This is a genomic window from Psychrobacter sp. NG254, assembly GCF_015277735.1.
Classification (GTDB): Bacteria; Pseudomonadota; Gammaproteobacteria; order Pseudomonadales; family Moraxellaceae; genus Psychrobacter.
On the sequence record NZ_JADHDA010000003.1, the window covers coordinates 155,781 to 172,965 of the forward strand.

Consider the following 17,185-nt stretch of genomic DNA (forward strand, 5'->3'; position numbering starts at 1 on the left):
TCCTTAGATGTCTAGTGCTTTAGGTTGCTGTGCTTCATGTGGATGATCAGTACCCGCATAAAGTTTTAGCTTCTTGATCATCGCATAGCCAAGAGGGCCCTTTGGAAGCATACCCTTAACTGCTTTGTGTAGAACATCTTCAGGCTTATGTGCAAGCAACTTACTGAAGTTGGTTTCTTTGATACCACCTGGGTAGCCACTGTGACGATAGTACTTTTTGTCTTGCGCTTTTTTACCCGTTACCGTGATTTTGTCAGCGTTGATGACAACAATGAAGTCACCAGTGTCAACGTGCGGCGTAAAAGAAGGCTTATGCTTGCCACGTAAGCGACTAGCGATTTGAGTGGCTAAGCGACCAAGGGTTTTGCCGTCAGCATCTACGACATACCAGTCATGGGTCACTTCAGCTGGTTTTGCACTAAGTGTTTTCATGATAAAACCTTAAAATTAGAATTCGTTGAGAGTTTAGCTGGGAACGGGGCTCTCAAAAAACAGACTGCACATTATAAGCAGTAGCGCCTACGCTTGCAAGCTGCATTGGGGTTTATTTTCGCCTTATATACATTAAACTGCAGCGTTGGCCAGTTTTTAGCGGTTCTAAACATTTATAAAAGTCGTTAACGGCTTTCATTAACTAGGCAATTATGACGATGATAGGCGATAAAGTCCAGCAACAACTTGTCCGACTTTGGTTTGCTTCAAGCATTCAAAGCGGATTATTTGCTGGGTAGTGCCTGATTGGGTACCTAGATTTTTATTAAGCGTCTCTTCCAATTGCTGCAGCTGCGTGGCCAAATCCTTGTCCGCTTCTAGATAAATGAGCGTGTTTGCATCCACTAAATCATGAGTAATCAAGGTGGTTAAAATAGGCTGCCATAAATCCTGAGCATAAGGTGGATCGATGAACACAATGTCAAAATGACGCGGTGTTAGCTGTTCTTGAGCTAATACCTGTTCGGCAGTACCAACCATGATTTGATAAGCCGTCTCATCGAGCCGTAGTTGTTCAGCACTCTGATGTAACATCTTGGCTTGTGCATTATTTACTTCAATAAAAGTTGTGTGCGCAGCGCCGCGAGACAATGCTTCAAACCCTAATACGCCACTGCCAGCACAGCTATCGAGCACATGGGCACCATGAATATCAGCCAACAGCCAGTTAAATAAAGTTTCACGCAGGCGATCTGGTGTGGGACGCAAGCCATCTGCATCGATAAAACTCACGACACGACGTTTGAACTGCCCACCGATGATACGCACGTCACCTGCCGCTGCTTTTTTGGCGGTAGTGCCATGCTTCGTTGTGCGCCCGTTTGCAGTACCCTTCATGCTTGCGGTTTTTCTCATGATCGTGTCTCGCTCACTTTTTATTACTTATTTTATATTGCTTGACCATGGCTTCTGAGATAACGCTACTTATGTGGTTTCATGCTAGCGCCTCTCAAACTATTTCAATATCTTTAGCTCGGATCAGTAACATTAGTTCAATATCGGTAAATAGAGTTAGTTAGATATCGTGATTATTCAGCACTATTATTCAGCAATGTCTTCTTGCTTTGTTGCTTCTGCAGATTTTTTCTCTTCTAATGCTTTGGCCTCTTTGTCTCGTATGGCATCCCGCAAGGCTTTGTCAAAGGCTTTCTGACGTTTGATAACTTTTAGCTCATCAGCAGAAGGTGGCAGGATAGGGTCGGTTTTGCGCTGCAACATCCAATAGTCAAATAGGGCGCGACCAATAGGGGCGGCAACGGCACTACCACCACCGCCATTTTCGACCAAGACGGCAAGCGCAATCTCGGGGTCTTCTACTGGTGCAAAACCATTGAACCATGCATGATCCCAGTGGCGCTTATCGATCGCTGATTTGTCATAGCGTTTGCCCTGAGCGATAGACTTCACCTGTGCCGTCCCTGTTTTGCCAGCGATACGATAGCGCGGCGTATATATACCGCGCCCTGTACCCTCTTTTACCACGCTCTCCATGGCATCATGCATGCGTAGCCAGTCAGAGGGTTTGCCGTTATAGTTAATTTTGCCATCTGGTTTGGTAATGACTTTAACCTCTGCGGCCCCATCGCTGCTTTTTAATAAATGCGGAGTGATATGATGGCCTTTATTGGCTGTCATGGCGGTTGCATTAGCAATCTGTAGCGGCGTCGCCAAAAAGTAACCCTGCCCAATACTGACGGAGATGGTTTCACCTGGTAGCCAACCCTTACCGTAAGTGTCTTTTTTCCACTGTGGTGATGGCATAATCCCTGATTTTTCGTTAGGCAGATCGATACCTGTTTTTTCACCAAAGCCAAACTGCACCATCCAGTCGTGTAAGCGTTGGATGCCCATCTCATAAGCCAGTTTATAATAATAAGTATCGACCGACATCGCGATAGATTTCTTTAAATTTACCGTGCCGTGACCACCGCGTTTCCAGTCACGGAATCGATGCGAGTCCCCAGGCAAGCTAAAATAGCCTGGATCATAAATGGTAGTATCCCAGTTGCGTAGACCATAATGAATACCGCCCAAACCCTCAAATGGTTTGATGGTAGAGCCCGGTGGGTAAGTGCCTTGCAGGGCACGGTTGTATAGAGGCTGATCAAGATCTTCACGCAGACCGTCATAGTCTTTGAATGAGATGCCAGATATAAAGGGGTTGGGGTCATAGCTTGGGTTACTAACAAACGCTAGTACATCGCCGTTTTTGGGATCTATCGCTACAATCGCGCCGCGCCGACCATCCAGCTGCTGCTGTGCGATCGTCTGTAAACCGTAATCTAGGCTCAATGTGATGTCATTGCCAGCGGTTGGCGGCTTGGTATCTAATTGACGTAATATATTGCCATGAGCATCGGTTTCAACAGATTGATAGCCTGGCTGCCCAAGCAAGATGTCCTCATAGTAGTCTTCGATACCGATTTTACCGATCAGATCTGTACCAGCATAACGGTCTTTATCAATGCGCTTGGACTCTTTATCGTTAATACGGCCGACGTAACCGATGACATGAGCAAACAGCTCATCATAAGGGTAGTCACGTGTCAGCTTACTCTGAATAGAGACACCGCGAAAAAAAGGCTTACGCTCACTAAACTGCGCCAATTGTGCATCGGTCAAGTCAATTTTTATGGTCACGGGATCGTTTTTATTTTTGCTCAGCCGCGCCAAAATATCGGTGATGTCTTCTTCTGTCAAGTCAAAGATAGGGGCGAGCAGATGCAGTGTGCGCTCAGGATTATCGATTTCGTCAGGACTCATCATGGCAGTAAACACAGGCTGATTGTCCGCCAGTATCACGCCATTACGATCATAGATATAGCCACGGCTAGGTGGGGCAGATATCAGTTTAATACGATTGTTGTCTGCTTGCGTGGTGTATTTATCATGAGCATACACCTGCAAATAACCGTAACGCGTTATCAAGCCGCCCAAACCAAGCAATATGACTATGCCAAAAATAATAATACGATTGGTAAAAACACTATTGGCTTGTTCGGTGTTGGGAGTTAACGGTTTATTCATAGAAAGTCAGCGCCCAAACGGTCAGTAGACATGAGTAAATAAAAAAATAGAGGGATGGTTGAGTCAACCAAAGTGCGGCGAGTTTAAAGGATAAATCAAAGGCTTTCAATAACATAGGGTGATTTGAGTCAAAAAGGACAGCATCAGCTTACACACACTAGCGCTTTGTGGCCTCACTACAAATTATAACAGAACAAATGAGAGGGCGCAGTAAGTAGGTTGCTATTTTATACGCCAGTATAGATCGTCGCAGGAGTAGGTGTATTGGAACTTTGCCATAAAGTAGCCATATAGAAAGCACTGATAAAATAGGCACCTGAGTCACAGATGACCATAGCTGTCTAGGCATTACTACAGGGTGCTAATAAATGGCAAAGTATGCTAAAATCAGGCGATTTATTTTATCGTGGTTATTACGAGCAGAGCGTCAATTTGAAACGTTCTAATTTTGCTAAGCACATTTGATTAGCAACGACCATCAACTTGTCAGGGACTAGTTAAGTCATGGACGTAAATTCATTGTGGCAGACGATAGCTGAACACCCAGAGTTTTTCGCCATGCTAACCATTCCACCAGTGACGGCATTCGTCACTTGGATACATGTGTGGATGGCGCTTAAAATGCTGTTTTACCCTGTTAAGTTTTGGGGCATCCGTATTCCTAACTTTCCGTTTTTTGGATTACCGGGTATTGGGTGGCAGGGTATCGTCCCGCGTAAGGCTGGTAAGATATCTGGTGTGATCGTTGATCAGACGCTCTCAAAGCTTGGCTCGCTCGATGAGTTCTTTCAGGCGATGGAGCCTGAGCAAATGGCGATATTTGTCACCGATACCGTGGACAAAAATCTCGAGCCATTGATTGATGAAATTATGCTTGACCACTCACCAGCACTGTGGGGCAACTTGCCTTATGCGTTAAAGCGCCGCGTCTATGCCCAAGCGCATAAAGAGCTGCCTAGCATCATGCAGTCGCTAGTGATAGATTTGACCCACCATGTCGAAGATTTGGTCGATATGCGCAAAATGATCGTCAATACGATGGAAAAAGACCGTCGCTTGATGGTCAATATGTTTTTAAAAGTTGGTCAAAAAGAAATTGATTTTATTTGGCATATCAGTGCATTGATTGGTCTGATATTCGGTATTATCCAAATGTTTATATTTTTGGTGGTGCCGCAGCATTGGACCGTGCCGTTTTTTGCGGCTATTTGGGGATTTCTCACCAACTGGATTGCGATTTGGATGGTTTTTAATCCAGTTGAGCCGCATTTTATCCCTTATTTAAAGTTGTTTACGGTACAGAGTCGTTTCCCCTTTATCAAGCCAGTGATGCCGCATATCGCACGATATCGTTTGCAGGGCGGCTTTATGAAGCGCCAAGAGGAAGTCTCTGAGGTTTTCGCTGAAATCGTCGTACGAGATTTGGTCACTTTAGAGAACATCATGAATGAGATGATGTATGGTGATAAAGCCGCGCAAACCCGTGAGTTGATGAAGTCGCATTTGTACGACGTGCTAGAGTCGCCAGTGATCAGTACCACGCTACGTGTCGGACTGGGCCGGCGTGACTATGGTCAACTGAAGAACACCATCATTGATAAATCGATTGTTGCAACGATGGTGCCATTACGTGATCCTGAGCTAAATGAGAGCCGAGCCAGCAAGATATTTGGTTTGTTCCGCGATAGGATACGTGCGTTGACACCCAATGAGTTTCAGAACCTGTTGCGTCCAGCCTTTCGTGAAGACGAGATGACCTTGATTGTATTGGGCGGCTTGACAGGGTTTTTGGCAGGTTGGTTGCATTTGGTATTGGTGTTTTTTCCTTCAATGCAATGAGGCATTAATCGCCCTTTATTATCGCTTAATTTTACATTGCCGTTTTTTTAGTTTAATACCGTTAGTCGATGACTATTTAACATTGTTGAACGCTGTCGAGCACATTAGTATTAGCACCTCCCTGTCAGTATCATCATTACCCCTGACAGACAAGCAGTTTGTATCAGTTATTCGTATTGATATATCACCATGATAGTAGCGGGTTTTGGGTGCTTCTATAGCCATTGAAACCTCAGTTTTTAATCGTAAACTTATGACCGCATAAAGGACTATTTAGCGTTTACCAGTGGCTCGCAATGCCATCGGTGAGCCTTTAATTGTATCCAAGGTAAACAAGGTTAGACCGTATGTTAATCACAGAATTGGGTTATTTTGCTTTGCTGGCCGCTTTTATATTGGCGATCTTGCAGGTAGTACTACCAACCGTTGGCGTCATGCGTGACCACGTGGCTTGGCAGCGTTTGGCACCAAGCCTAGCATGGGCGCAGTTTGCAGCAATGATTACCTCATTTGCTGCACTGATGGCAGGTTTTTATTACAATGATTTTAGTCTCGTCTATGTCACTCAGCATTCCAACACGCTATTGCCTTGGTATTACAAGCTGTCAGCGACGTGGGGCGGGCATGAAGGATCATTGCTGCTATGGATGACCATCATGGCCACTTGGTGTGCGCTGGTCTCTTATTTTAGCCGTGGTCTACCGTTGTCTATGCGCGCACGCGTGCTGGTGATATTGGCAGGCGTGCAGATGATGATGCTGGCGATGCTGATCTTTACTTCATCGCCCTTTGATCGCACGTTGCCCAATCTACCTGTGGATGGGGCTGATCTAAACCCTGTGCTACAAGATTTTGGTCTTATTATTCACCCACCGATGCTCTATATGGGTTATGTGGGCTTGGTTGTGCCCTTTGCTTTTTGTATGGCGGCACTGTGGGAAGGGCGTTTGGATGCGGTATGGACCCGCTGGTCGCGTCCATGGGCGCTAGCTGCTTGGGGCTTCTTGACAGTTGGTATCGCACTTGGCTCATGGTGGGCTTATTATGAGCTTGGCTGGGGCGGCTGGTGGTTCTGGGATCCAGTAGAGAACGCCTCACTGATGCCGTGGCTGGCAGGTACGGCATTGCTACATTCGATGGCGGTCACCGAAAAGCGCGGGGTATTCAAGGCATGGACGATCATGCTGGCAATCTTTGCTTTTGCACTCAGTTTGCTGGGTACATTCCTAGTACGCTCAGGCGTTATCACCTCCGTGCATTCATTTGCAGCTGACCCAACCCGTGGTCTAGTCATTTTAGCCATACTTGGTGTAATTATCGGCGGTGGTCTATTGATGTTCGCGGTACGCGGCTGGCGTTTGACGGTTGAGAGTCAGTATCGACTGATTTCACGCGAGTCATTCTTAGTGATTAACAACGTCATTATCTTGATTGCAACTTTGGTGGTACTGCTCGGTACGCTATATCCTATTATTGCTGACTCCTTTAACTTGGGTCAGGTATCAGTTGGCCCTCCTTATTTTAATGCGCTGTTTGTTCCTTTAACATGGCTGCTGCTAGTGGCAATGGGTATGGGTTCCAACATCCGCTGGAAAAAAGACAGTCGACCATTACTAGGCGTCGGCATGGTCATTGCGGCGAGCAGTTTGGTATTGGCTGCAATCATTGCCTACTTTACCAGCCCGTCAGCCATGCTCAATATTGGCGTGACCTTGGCGATTAGTTTTTGGGTGTTGCTATGGATGGTGGTCGATTTCAAAGACAAAACCAAAAATGCACCAAGCCGACTGAGGGGCCTACGTCAATTGCATCTCAGCTATTGGGGTCAACAGACTGCCCATATCGGTGTCATCGTGGCAGTCATTGGTATCGCCTTTACGAGCACGTTGAGTATTGAGCGAGATGTAGCGCTAGGGCCAAATGACAGTGTCAATGTCCAAGGCTACGATTTTACGATTAAAGGCTTTAGTGAAGTCAAAGGCAGTAACTTTGATGCCACACAAGCAGAAGTCACGGTCAGCAAAAACGGTCAAGATGTGACTACCTTGCATCCTGAAAAACGCAACTATATTATCAGCATGATGCCGATGACCGAGGCGGCGATTGATGCCAGTCTCATGCGTGATGTCTATGTGGCCCTTGGTGAGCCAATTGCTGAAGACAGCAACCAGTGGGCGTTCCGTATCTACGTCAAACCACTGATTCGCTGGATATGGCTAGGTGCCCTTATTATGGCGTTTGGTGCATTGCTCAGCATGCTAGACCATCGCTATCGTATCAAAAAAACCAAAACACCAGCACAAATCGCTGCCAAAAAAACAGGTTTTGCTACCGCTGAAGATTTGGATACGTCAGTTACAAAGATAGGGGAACGTTAATATGACGACCTCAAACAACACGCCTGATAAGGAAGCGAGTGGTCATACTCAGGTCAAACGCAAAAAGTCACTGAAAATTGGATTTTTGATTCCCTTAGTGATTTTTATTGGTTTGCTTGCCATGCTATATATGCGTTTGGGTAAGCCGACTGATATCGTGACCAATACTGCGCTTGAACGTCCTGTCCCTGCGTTTGAGCTGCCGCTATTGTCAGACACCAGTCGTATCATGACCAATGATAATTTGCCTGATAAGCCGTTTTTGATGAATATTTGGGGCTCATGGTGTCCCACTTGTATCATCGAGCATCCTTTTTTGATGAAGCTTGAGGAGCGCGGTGTCAACTTGGTGGGCATCAATTATAAAGATGAGATTGGGGATGCCTTTGGATACTTGAACCGAGGCGGTGATCCGTTTTCGATGTCTATTCAAGACTTATCTGGTCAGTTTGCGCTCGATTTGGGTCTGACGGGTGCACCTGAGACATTCATTGTCGATGGAGAAGGGATTATTCGTCAGCATATTATTGGTGAGATCAATGAGAGCAATTGGCAAAGTCGTATCGCGCCTTGCTTAATGGTACTCAATGATGCTAGTAGCAATAACGTCAGTCCAGATCCGAGTCAGGTTGCGGAGGCTTGTCAATGATAGCCAATCAAATGAAATCGTTAGCGGTAAAGCTCGCAAGCCTCATCATCGCCTGTCTATTTAGTGTGGCCAGTTTTGCAGCGATTGATGTCTATGATTTTGACTCTGTGCAACAAGAGGCGCAGTATCGTGGCCTTATCGAAGAGCTGCGCTGTCCCAAATGCCAAAATCAAAATCTGGCAGGGTCTGATGCTCCTATTGCTCAAGACTTAAAACAAAAAACCTATGACCTAATAAAAGAGGGTCGTAGTGATGGCGAGATTCGAGCCTACATGCAGGAACGCTACGGTGACTTTATCAGTTATAAGCCGCCTGTACGTCCCTCAACATGGATCCTGTGGTTCTTCCCGCCATTGTTGCTCATCTTTCTATTAGTCGGGTGGTTTTGGCAAAGCAAACGACGTCAGCTGGTCGCTAGTGGCGCAAGCGGAGGCAAGATAGATAGCCCATCAGAAGCACTGTCTGTCGCCGAAAAAGCCGAACTTGATCGTCTATTATCACGTGCTGATAACGATACAGATGATCACGATATTACCAGCCTTGGGGGCAAAAAATGACCATATTTTCTACTATTGGCTTATTCATTGCGTTAAGCTTACTCATGGCTTTAGTGCTCGCTATGATTGCGATCGTACCGTGGCTAAGAGCCCCGCGCACGCATAGCAAGTCTGTCGACAATCAGTTGTTAGACATCAATGTGGCTGTGTTTCGTGAGCGGCTAGCAGAGCTAAAAACAGATAAAGACAGTGGTATCATTGATGACAATCACTATGACAACCAAAAGCTTGAGCTGGAACGCCAGCTATTAGATGCTCAGCGTGAAGTTGCGCCAATGGTCACACCAGGTATCAAAAGCCGTTTGATTATCATGGTCTGGGTACCAGTGCTGGCAGCAATGGCATACCTCATGGTTGGCAATCGTACGCCGGTGTTTGAGTTGTGGGCGGCTGAGGACAAAGTCGGTCAAGTGGCTGATGATTTATTAACGGGTAAAATTGATCAGCCACCGGCTTGGGCCATCGAAGATGGTAATCAACTGATCAGTGCCATGCAGACCAATGTCTATCGCCATGCAGACGATTACAATCGCTGGATGCGCCTCTCAGAGCTTTTCTTATCATTAGAAGCCACCGATTCGGCGCTAGAGGCACTGTCACGTGCTTATCGTCTGTCACCTGACAACGAAGAGATTGCCACGACGTATGCACAGATCAGCTTCTTTGCCAATAAAGGCCAGCTAGATGCCAATACACGCCGCGTATTAGAAGACGTACTGGCTAAGAACCCAGCTCATGAAGGCGCGCAAATGCTGATGGCAATGGGTGAAGCACGTGCCAGTAACTTTGACCAAGCACAGGGCTGGATCAAGCGCTTACGTGATAGTATCTCTGCCAAACCAGGCGATCACACGCAGGCATTGTCAAGCCTAGATGAGCTGAGTGCTAATGTGACGGTTCAGAAGCAGCAAGCCTCTGAAGGCGTCGAGGTAACGGTTAAAATTGATGCAAGTTTATTACCCTTGGTCAGACCTGATGATGTACTGTTTGTGGCCATTCGTGATGTCAACGGTGGTCCGCCATTTGCTGCCAAACGCTTGCCGATTACTGCTATTAAGCAAGGTGAAGTTGTTATTAGCCTAAGTGATCTGGATGCGATGATGCCAGAGCGTACGCTGGGATCTGCTCGCTCAGATAAAGTACAATTAGCGGTCATCGCCCGTATCAGTCATAGTGGAACAGCGAGCGCTGAGTCAGGAGATCTGTCAGGCAATCCTGTCGTGATTAGTGCTGACCAAACTCAGGCCAATGTTGAGATTAATCAACAAATCCCATAGTATGGCTATAGCCAACTTGCTATAAAAGAGTGACGGCGTTACCCTTGAATGAAGTATGAACTCTGCATTCGGTTGATGCTTCATTCTTTTAAATGTGACCGACCACAGGCTTATTGGTTTGTTGCTGATATAGTCAGTTCGAAATAAAATTAATGTACCGATAGTACAGTATTAATTTTGAAGTGACCCAACGACACAACACATGATATTAATAGCCTTGATGCCATTGATTTCATTGCTAAGAGCATCAAGGCGCAACTGCGTTATATGAACAGGTAAGTCATAGACACACACTGCAGCAATAATTAAAATACTTGAGGTTTGCAAAGCCACAAGGTAAGGTAGCCTTGCAAACAACCAATCCCTAAGTTTTATTAATCCCTAAAATCCTATCTATTGAGGAGACTCGTATAATGATGCGTATTATTTTGCTAGGTCCACCAGGCGCCGGTAAAGGTACCCAAGCCCAGTTTATTTCTAAAGAATATGATATTCCGCAGATCTCAACTGGCGATATGCTGCGTGCAGCAATCCAAGAAGGCAGCGAGCTTGGCAAAAAAGCCAAAGATATCATGAACGCTGGTGGTCTGGTTTCTGATGATCTCATTATCAACCTAGTGAAAGAGCGTATCGCTAAGCCTGATTGTGTCAATGGTTGTATTTTTGACGGTTTCCCGCGTACGATTCCACAGGCGCAAGCGCTTGCAGATGCTGACGTTGCAATCAATCACGTGGTAGAAATCAGCGTACCTGATGATGAAATTGTCAACCGTCTCTCTGGTCGTCGCCAACATCCAGGCTCAGGCCGTGTATATCATGTTCATCACAATCCACCAAAGGTCGACGGTATTGATGACGTGACTGGTGAAGCATTAATCCAACGTGAAGATGACAAAGAATCGACCATTCGTGACCGTTTAGCGACGTATCATGAGCAGACATCAGCGCTCGTTGGTTTCTATCAAGACAAAGCTAGCAAAGGTGCTGATGCGCCTAAGTATGACAAGTTTGATGGCACGCAAGGCATTGATGATGTTAAGCAGCAAATCTTGTCTGCACTAAAAGGCTAATGATTGATTGTAGATAGCCTATTAGACATAAAAAAACCCTGTTTATTAGCAGGGTTTTTTTATGCTTAATTTAAAAGCTGTCAAGAGACTCTCGGGTTGAAGCCAAATAACACTCAAATAGCAGCCACAAAAAAACCGCCTACTTATAAAAAGTAAACGGCTTTTTATCAAAACATGCTATTTATAACGCTAGCATACTTATGATTTAAAACTTATGCATTACCTTCAGCATCGATTTGCGCTTGCTGTTGGCTCTGTGCGTAAGCTTGGTCAAAGTTGACAGGGGCTAATAGCAATTGCGGGAAGCTACCACGTGTCACGATGTCACTGATGACTTCACGAGCGTATGGGAATAGCACGTTCGGGCAATATGCACCTAAGATTTGACCGATTTGGTCTTCTGGAATGTCTTTTAGCAAGAAAATACCTGCTTGATGCACTTCAGCGATAAATGCTGCTTCATCAGCATTCTTTGCAGTCACGCTGACGGTCAAGATGACTTGATAGTGATCATCATCCAGTTTTTCTGCATTGCTAGACAAGTTGATATCCAGCTCTGGGTTCCACTCTTTGGTGAATACGCTAGCGCCTGGTACTTCAAGTGATAAATCTTTTACGTAGATACGCTCTAGTGCCAATTGTGGTTGTGCTTGTTCTTCAGCCATGATAAATCCTCTAAAATCGAATCAAATAATTGGGAAAAGGTCACTTTAATCAAAGGTCATTGTAATATAAATAGAGACTATTTTTCGATATTGTCTCGATATTTTTTAGCTTGATGTCTTTGGATGACTTCCATGCTCGCTACTGTCTGTCTTTGTATAAACAAAGACAGACAGTAAAGCAAGGTAGCAGATTAACCTGCCAATAGCTCGTCAAGTTTGCCCTGCTGGTTCATTTGATTGAGTTCATCAAAACCACCAACGAAGGTATCGCCAACGAAGATTTGCGGCACAGTGCGATAGTTATTGGTTTTGGCCATCAGTGCTTGGCGCTCTTCACGGCTCATGTCATGCATGCCGATTTCTTCATAATCAACGCCTTTGGTTTTTAATAGTTGTTTGGCGTTTGAGCAGTATGGGCAGATTGGCGTGGTATAAACTTTAACAGAAACAGTCATGATAAATCCTTATTTATAAATGTGTGCGATAACAGCGAGATTATAGATATAGTCTGTTATCAATCAATAGAGTGCAACGGTATTCGGTGATGCTCATTACTAAAGTGGGGATGGCCATGGCAAATTCAAGACGTCTTAACTTAAAACGTTTTATAGCATAAAAAAAGACACCTTATAAGAAGGTGTCTTTTTTGGTGTCGTCAATGAGCCAGTAGCAATATAAGCTGAGTATCTTGTATAAGCACTTAAATCAAACACTTTATAGAAGACGTTTCATTCAAGCACTTATATCGATTCGCTATTTGCTTAGACTTGGTTTTGTCTTACCTTTGGTTTTCGACTTGGCGTCTTTGATACCCACCAATGGCATACCAGCGCCTTGCCAGCCGCCAATACCGCCCTCTAGGCGATAGACTTCAGCTTTGCCAATCATCTGAATGGCAGCGCCTGCTTGCACGCCCATGTCGCAGATGATGATTACTGGATGCTCAATCGCGCGAATTTCTTCTAAGCGGTCTTTGAGGTCAGTAAAAGGTATGTTGCGGCTGCCTTGAATATAGCCTGATTCAAACTTCTTTTTCGCACGGATGTCAATCAGCTGCGCGTTTTGAGAGTTGACCATCATGCCAAGGGTGTTGGGCGATATTTTTCTGCCGCTACGTTTGTTCTCAATAGTAAAGAACAGTATCGCAAGTACGGCCAATATACCAAATAAAAACGGGTGGTTGCCCACAAATTCCAGCGCACGATCCAAACCATACCTCCAAAAAATAAGTGTTCTGTTAAGCTGAACAGACAGCCTAACGATATCGAACAAGGCGCTATTATACCGATAAGGTCATCTATAGTAAACGGGCGATAACTTAGCAGCAATTTTACCTATGAGTCTCATAAAAATATCGACTAAAAAGCATCTGCTAACAGGCCGCGATTCATTCAGGCGGACACGAATAGAGCAAATATTAATAGGGCTTAGTATCAGCCTCTTCTCTCAATGTAACGAGATTTTCGACGCGCCGCTGCAATACCGTGCCAGCGGCTACCGCTTCCCATAGCGCACAGCCTTTGCTGTTGTGAGTATGGCGACAGTCACGGAACTGGCAGTAACCTGCTAGCGGTGCTAGCTCGACGAAGCCCGATATAATGTCATCTGGACTCAAGTGCCAAATACCGTACTCACGGATACCGGGGGTGTCGACGATGCCACCTTGGGTCAAGTCGTCTGGGTTAAACGGTAATAAACGGCTGGTGGTGGTGGTATGCTGACCGAGCTTCGAGTTTTCAGAGATGATATTTACCACTTGACCAGATTCTGGCAGTAGCGCATTGATTAGACTGCTCTTGCCAACACCAGACTGTCCTGCAAAGATAACCAGCTTTTTATCTATGTAGCGTTTTAGCTCATCTAGTCCTTCTTGCTCATCACTATCCGCGACATTTTCAGGACAATCAACAGAGGTTAAGACGCTCTCGTAGCCCAGTGCGGCATATTGTGCCAATAGCTCATTGGTATCGACGCCGTTTTCTTGCGCCAGTAAATCGGCTTTATTCAGCACCAATAATGGCTTCACATTAGCAAGATGACAAACCACTAGATAGCGATCAATCAGTGTGGGGGCAGCAGCAGGCAGTGGTGCAAAGACAATGGCTAAAATATCGACGTTGGCGGCGACTGGTTTGAGCTTATGATAGCGGTCAGGGCGAGAGACGAGAGAGGTGCGCGGTTTGACGGACTCGATACGGCCAAAGCCTGTATTGGAATCAGCATTCCAGCGCACTTGGTCGCCTGCCGCTAGCATTGGCAGGTTGGTACGCACATGACAACGCCAAATATCACCCAGCTCAAGCGTTTGCCAAAACGGCTCAGGATCATCAGGCCCAATCTCTGGCTGCTCAGGTATCACTGCAGGCAAACTGGTGACTTGCACCTCTAGTTGCTTACCGTAATGCGCCATGACCACACCATCCATCAAGCTGTCGTCGATACTGTCTTGACTTAATAATTGCTGCTTGTCAATGCGACGAATCTGTTGTTTAGTCAGTTTGCGCTGCCGGATTAATGCCATGGGTTTTTGACCTATTATAAAAATATTGCTAAGTGTAGCGTGAAAATTTGCTAACATACAGCCTAAAGCGCCTGTGACAGGCAGTGGTTTTGTAATGTTTTAGATGTCGGCGAGATTTTAGCCACTCATTAACGCTTATCATACTGTCTGAGCACCATACTTTTGCGCCATATGTTTTTCTAAAACTGTCTCACAATTTATTGACCATAGGATATTTTATGACCACCGGTGACCATCCCAATAAGATTAAAATCAGAAATCAAGGCAAAAAAGGGCTGGTGTGGATTGATTTAGAAATGACCGGACTTGATACCTTAAACGATGAGATTATCGAGATTGCTACTGTTGTCACTGACGAAGATTTAAATGTGCTTGCCGAAGGTCCTGTTTTTGCGATCAAAGTATCGGATCAAGTCCTAAATAAGATGGATGATTGGAATACCAAGCAACATGGCCAGTCAGGACTGGTCGACCGTGTGCGCCGTAGTACGGTGACTTTGGCAGAAGCGGAAGCGGAAACCATCAAATTCCTGAATAAATGGGTCGATAGCGGTAAGTCGCCTATGTGTGGCAACTCTATCTGTCAAGATCGCCGGTTTATGGCGCGCCAAATGCCAGAGCTTGAGCGCTTCTTCCATTATCGCAATCTGGATGTGTCGTCGATTAAAGAGCTGTGTTTTCGCTGGCGTCCTGATATCTTAAGAAACTTTGAAAAAGGTGGCAGTCATTTAGCATTGGATGATATTCGCGATTCAATCCGTGAGCTTAAGCACTATCGTCAGCACTTTTTTAAATTGATTGTTTAAATTAATTGTTTAAATTTAGAGTCGAGTTAGAAAAGGTTTAGATGGCAAAGCTGTATGAGTCTCTACTATGACAAACGCAAAAAGGGTCTGTTGAACTGTCAACAGACCCTTTTTGCGTTCAAACAATATTATTTAAAATATCTTATGTTAAAAACAGCCAAACGCTATTTATCTGGTAAGCATTTTAAATTCAAACAGCTCAAACTGAGCGTCGTTATTGTCTAAACCGTCATCTGCTGTCACAGCGCCAATCACAGCGCTTACCTTTGGCTGGCGAGTATCTTTATCTAATAAGCGCCAGTCGCCAAGCACATAGCGTTTTTTATCAGCGGTCGCTTGATGTATGTCTGGACGATGGGTATGTCCGTGTAATAGCGCATCGCTCGCCGTGATGGCTTGACGTACGGCTTTATCGTTCACATCCATGATGTGCGCCGCTTTATTGGCATTGTTCTGCTGACTGCGTTGACGCATGTTGTCTGCGATAGCCAAGCGCTTTTCTAGAGATTTATTGAGCAGGTACCACTGGGTCAAACGGTTACGCATGACTTTGCGGAAAAACTGATACTTTTTATCATCGGTGCATAACGCATCGCCGTGTTCCAAGCGGTAGCTCTGCGTTCCGACAGTCAAGGTGTATGGCTCATAAATCAGCTCACCACCGAACAGATTACAAAACGGCTGACCTAAGAGAAAATCACGATTGCCATGCATGACCAGTATCTCGCACCCATTGATGCGTAACTGCTTGAGCTTTATGATAAGCGGTGTCAGCCAATGCGCTTTTTGTTCACCCTCTGGCTGCTCGTCCTCTGACCCTTTCTCTTTTAATAGGGAAAGATACATATCATCGCCCAGCCATACCTCAAACCAATCACCTAAGATGAATAAGCGTTTGAGCGCTGGCAAGGCGAGACAGTCATCTAGCAGCGCCAAAAAAGCCTGCACTAAGGCAGGCTCTTCAGGTGATAAATGCAAATCGCTAATCAATACCTGCCGCACCTGATGCGGGCGGGTCGTGATTAAATGATTAAAACTTTGCATTTATTGGTGTCCTTATCATGGTTGCTACCTTGGTAACGCTATGTACCTAGGTAGCTGTGGCAATGCTCTTTTAGAAACAATCGTTATTCAGAAACGATGGTCGCTGAAGTGATCACGACTGGCTCTTTTGGCACATCAGCATGCATACCGAAACGACCTGTTGGTACGCCGCGCATTTTTTCGATAACGTCCATACCGCTAGTGACTTTACCAAACACGGTGTAACCCCAACCTTGCATGTTTTTGCCAGTGTGGTTTAGGAAGTCATTGTCTTTTACATTGATAAAAAACTGGCTAGTCGCTGAATGCGGATCTTGCGTACGTGCCATCGCAATCGTACCTTTATCATTCTTTAGGCCGTTGTCCGCTTCGTTTTCAACAGGTGCGTTGGTTGGTTTTTCATTCATCTCAGCGTCCATTCCACCGCCTTGAATCATGAAACCATCAATGATGCGATGGAAAATGGTACCGTCATACTGACCAGATTTTACATAGTTCAAAAAGTTTTCGACAGTCTTTGGTGCCTTTTCTTCGTTGAGTTCGATAACGATCGCACCCATATTGGTTTCAAGTTCTACTACTGGTGGCATGTCTACCATGGGATATTCCTCTTTGATTGCAGCGCCTTAAATGACACTGTCAAGTGGTGGGTAAAAAGTTGATGGATAAAAAGTTACGGGTAGTCTAACGGCTTTTTTATCCCGTGTCATGTATCAGGCTGTTAATGCGTTTGTGAAACCTGATAGAATAACGCAACTTTACCCATTTCTGACGAATTTTGATGATGCGGTCGCACTGTCTGAGTTTTTAATATTTCCATTTTATTTTAATACTTTAGTTTGAATGTCTCGTGCTACGTG

At 45.3% G+C, this 17,185-nt stretch carries 16 protein-coding genes; 7 read left to right on the top strand and 9 right to left on the bottom strand.

Annotation, left to right across the window (positions count from 1 at the left end; genetic code table 11):
* Positions 1-3 precede the first annotated feature (3 nt).
* The 3 genes from rplM to mrdA all read right to left on the bottom strand — a co-directional run bounded on the left by rplM (position 4) and on the right by mrdA (position 3,519).
* Complete coding sequence (gene rplM, locus IP510_RS06035; protein WP_194363875.1) at positions 4-432, bottom strand: 50S ribosomal protein L13; 429 nt, start codon at positions 430-432, stop codon at positions 4-6.
* Between the two features lie 210 nt (positions 433-642).
* Entirely contained in the window at positions 643-1,329 is a 687-nt protein-coding gene (gene rsmD, locus IP510_RS06040; RefSeq protein ID WP_194364155.1) for a 16S rRNA (guanine(966)-N(2))-methyltransferase RsmD, read from the bottom strand.
* Positions 1,330-1,533: 204 nt separating this feature from the next.
* Positions 1,534-3,519, bottom strand: a complete 1,986-nt coding sequence (mrdA, locus tag IP510_RS06045; RefSeq protein WP_194363876.1) for a penicillin-binding protein 2 — start codon at positions 3,517-3,519, stop codon at positions 1,534-1,536.
* Positions 3,520-4,023: 504 nt separating this feature from the next.
* Between mrdA and IP510_RS06050 the strand changes: the two genes are divergently transcribed.
* The 6 genes from IP510_RS06050 to adk all read left to right on the top strand — a co-directional run bounded on the left by IP510_RS06050 (position 4,024) and on the right by adk (position 11,289).
* Entirely contained in the window at positions 4,024-5,358 is a 1,335-nt protein-coding gene (locus IP510_RS06050) for a hypothetical protein (protein WP_194363877.1), read from the top strand.
* Between the two features lie 347 nt (positions 5,359-5,705).
* Positions 5,706-7,736: a heme lyase CcmF/NrfE family subunit gene (locus IP510_RS06055; RefSeq protein WP_194363878.1), complete on the top strand. Its 2,031-nt coding sequence runs from the start codon at positions 5,706-5,708 to the stop codon at positions 7,734-7,736.
* A 1-nt stretch (position 7,737) separates the two neighbouring features.
* On the top strand, positions 7,738-8,385 hold the full coding sequence (locus IP510_RS06060; protein ID WP_194363879.1) for a DsbE family thiol:disulfide interchange protein: 648 nt from the start codon (positions 7,738-7,740) through the stop codon (positions 8,383-8,385).
* The gene (locus tag IP510_RS06065; RefSeq protein ID WP_194363880.1) at positions 8,382-8,942 is read left to right on the top strand and encodes a cytochrome c-type biogenesis protein; all 561 of its coding nucleotides are present in this window, start codon (positions 8,382-8,384) and stop codon (positions 8,940-8,942) included. Before IP510_RS06060 ends, IP510_RS06065 begins: the two co-directional genes overlap by 4 nt.
* Positions 8,939-10,219, top strand: coding sequence for a c-type cytochrome biogenesis protein CcmI (gene ccmI / locus IP510_RS06070; protein WP_194363881.1), 1,281 nt, complete (start codon positions 8,939-8,941; stop codon positions 10,217-10,219). The genes IP510_RS06065 and ccmI overlap by 4 nt, the downstream gene beginning before the upstream one ends.
* Positions 10,220-10,632: 413 nt before the next feature.
* Entirely contained in the window at positions 10,633-11,289 is a 657-nt protein-coding gene (adk, locus tag IP510_RS06075) for an adenylate kinase (RefSeq protein ID WP_194363882.1), read from the top strand.
* 212 nt (positions 11,290-11,501) lie between these two features.
* Here adk and secB read toward each other — a convergent pair whose 3' ends face one another.
* The 4 genes from secB to rsgA form a co-directional block, all read right to left on the bottom strand.
* Positions 11,502-11,957 carry a protein-export chaperone SecB gene (secB, locus tag IP510_RS06080; protein ID WP_194364156.1) on the bottom strand — a complete coding sequence of 152 codons (456 nt, stop codon included), beginning with the start codon at positions 11,955-11,957 and terminating at the stop codon, positions 11,502-11,504.
* Positions 11,958-12,145: 188 nt separating this feature from the next.
* The gene (grxC, locus tag IP510_RS06085; RefSeq protein ID WP_194363883.1) at positions 12,146-12,409 is read right to left on the bottom strand and encodes a glutaredoxin 3; all 264 of its coding nucleotides are present in this window, start codon (positions 12,407-12,409) and stop codon (positions 12,146-12,148) included.
* 298 nt (positions 12,410-12,707) lie between these two features.
* Entirely contained in the window at positions 12,708-13,163 is a 456-nt protein-coding gene (locus IP510_RS06090) for a rhodanese-like domain-containing protein (protein WP_194363884.1), read from the bottom strand.
* 208 nt (positions 13,164-13,371) lie between these two features.
* Positions 13,372-14,475 carry a ribosome small subunit-dependent GTPase A gene (rsgA, locus tag IP510_RS06095; RefSeq protein WP_194363885.1) on the bottom strand — a complete coding sequence of 368 codons (1,104 nt, stop codon included), beginning with the start codon at positions 14,473-14,475 and terminating at the stop codon, positions 13,372-13,374.
* 218 nt (positions 14,476-14,693) lie between these two features.
* Here rsgA and orn point away from each other — a divergent pair, with 218 nt between their 5' ends.
* On the top strand, positions 14,694-15,281 hold the full coding sequence (gene orn / locus IP510_RS06100; protein WP_194363886.1) for an oligoribonuclease: 588 nt from the start codon (positions 14,694-14,696) through the stop codon (positions 15,279-15,281).
* Between the two features lie 168 nt (positions 15,282-15,449).
* On the opposite strand, the gene IP510_RS06105 is transcribed toward orn, so the two are convergent.
* Together IP510_RS06105 and IP510_RS06110 are read right to left on the bottom strand one after the other, a co-directional pair.
* Entirely contained in the window at positions 15,450-16,325 is an 876-nt protein-coding gene (locus IP510_RS06105; protein WP_194363887.1) for a UDP-2,3-diacylglucosamine diphosphatase, read from the bottom strand.
* A gap of 83 nt (positions 16,326-16,408) precedes the next feature.
* On the bottom strand, positions 16,409-16,924 hold the full coding sequence (locus IP510_RS06110) for a peptidylprolyl isomerase (RefSeq protein WP_194363888.1): 516 nt from the start codon (positions 16,922-16,924) through the stop codon (positions 16,409-16,411).
* Between the last annotated feature and the right edge of the window lie 261 nt (positions 16,925-17,185).

What these genes read in the sequence shown, in the direction of transcription:
- IP510_RS06055 (WP_194363878.1), top strand. Translation starts at nt 5,706, where the DNA reads ATGTTAATCACAGAATTGGGTTATTTTGCTTTGCTGGCCGCTTTTATA.
- IP510_RS06105 (WP_194363887.1), bottom strand. Translation starts at nt 16,325, where the DNA reads ATGCAAAGTTTTAATCATTTAATCACGACCCGCCCGCATCAGGTGCGG.
- rsgA (WP_194363885.1), bottom strand. Translation starts at nt 14,475, where the DNA reads ATGGCATTAATCCGGCAGCGCAAACTGACTAAACAACAGATTCGTCGC.
- rsmD (WP_194364155.1), bottom strand. Translation starts at nt 1,329, where the DNA reads ATGAAGGGTACTGCAAACGGGCGCACAACGAAGCATGGCACTACCGCC.
- adk (WP_194363882.1), top strand. Translation starts at nt 10,633, where the DNA reads ATGATGCGTATTATTTTGCTAGGTCCACCAGGCGCCGGTAAAGGTACC.
- rplM (WP_194363875.1), bottom strand. Translation starts at nt 432, where the DNA reads ATGAAAACACTTAGTGCAAAACCAGCTGAAGTGACCCATGACTGGTAT.
- IP510_RS06110 (WP_194363888.1), bottom strand. Translation starts at nt 16,924, where the DNA reads ATGGTAGACATGCCACCAGTAGTAGAACTTGAAACCAATATGGGTGCG.
- IP510_RS06060 (WP_194363879.1), top strand. Translation starts at nt 7,738, where the DNA reads ATGACGACCTCAAACAACACGCCTGATAAGGAAGCGAGTGGTCATACT.
- grxC (WP_194363883.1), bottom strand. Translation starts at nt 12,409, where the DNA reads ATGACTGTTTCTGTTAAAGTTTATACCACGCCAATCTGCCCATACTGC.
- orn (WP_194363886.1), top strand. Translation starts at nt 14,694, where the DNA reads ATGACCACCGGTGACCATCCCAATAAGATTAAAATCAGAAATCAAGGC.
- mrdA (WP_194363876.1), bottom strand. Translation starts at nt 3,519, where the DNA reads ATGAATAAACCGTTAACTCCCAACACCGAACAAGCCAATAGTGTTTTT.
- ccmI (WP_194363881.1), top strand. Translation starts at nt 8,939, where the DNA reads ATGACCATATTTTCTACTATTGGCTTATTCATTGCGTTAAGCTTACTC.
- IP510_RS06065 (WP_194363880.1), top strand. Translation starts at nt 8,382, where the DNA reads ATGATAGCCAATCAAATGAAATCGTTAGCGGTAAAGCTCGCAAGCCTC.
- IP510_RS06050 (WP_194363877.1), top strand. Translation starts at nt 4,024, where the DNA reads ATGGACGTAAATTCATTGTGGCAGACGATAGCTGAACACCCAGAGTTT.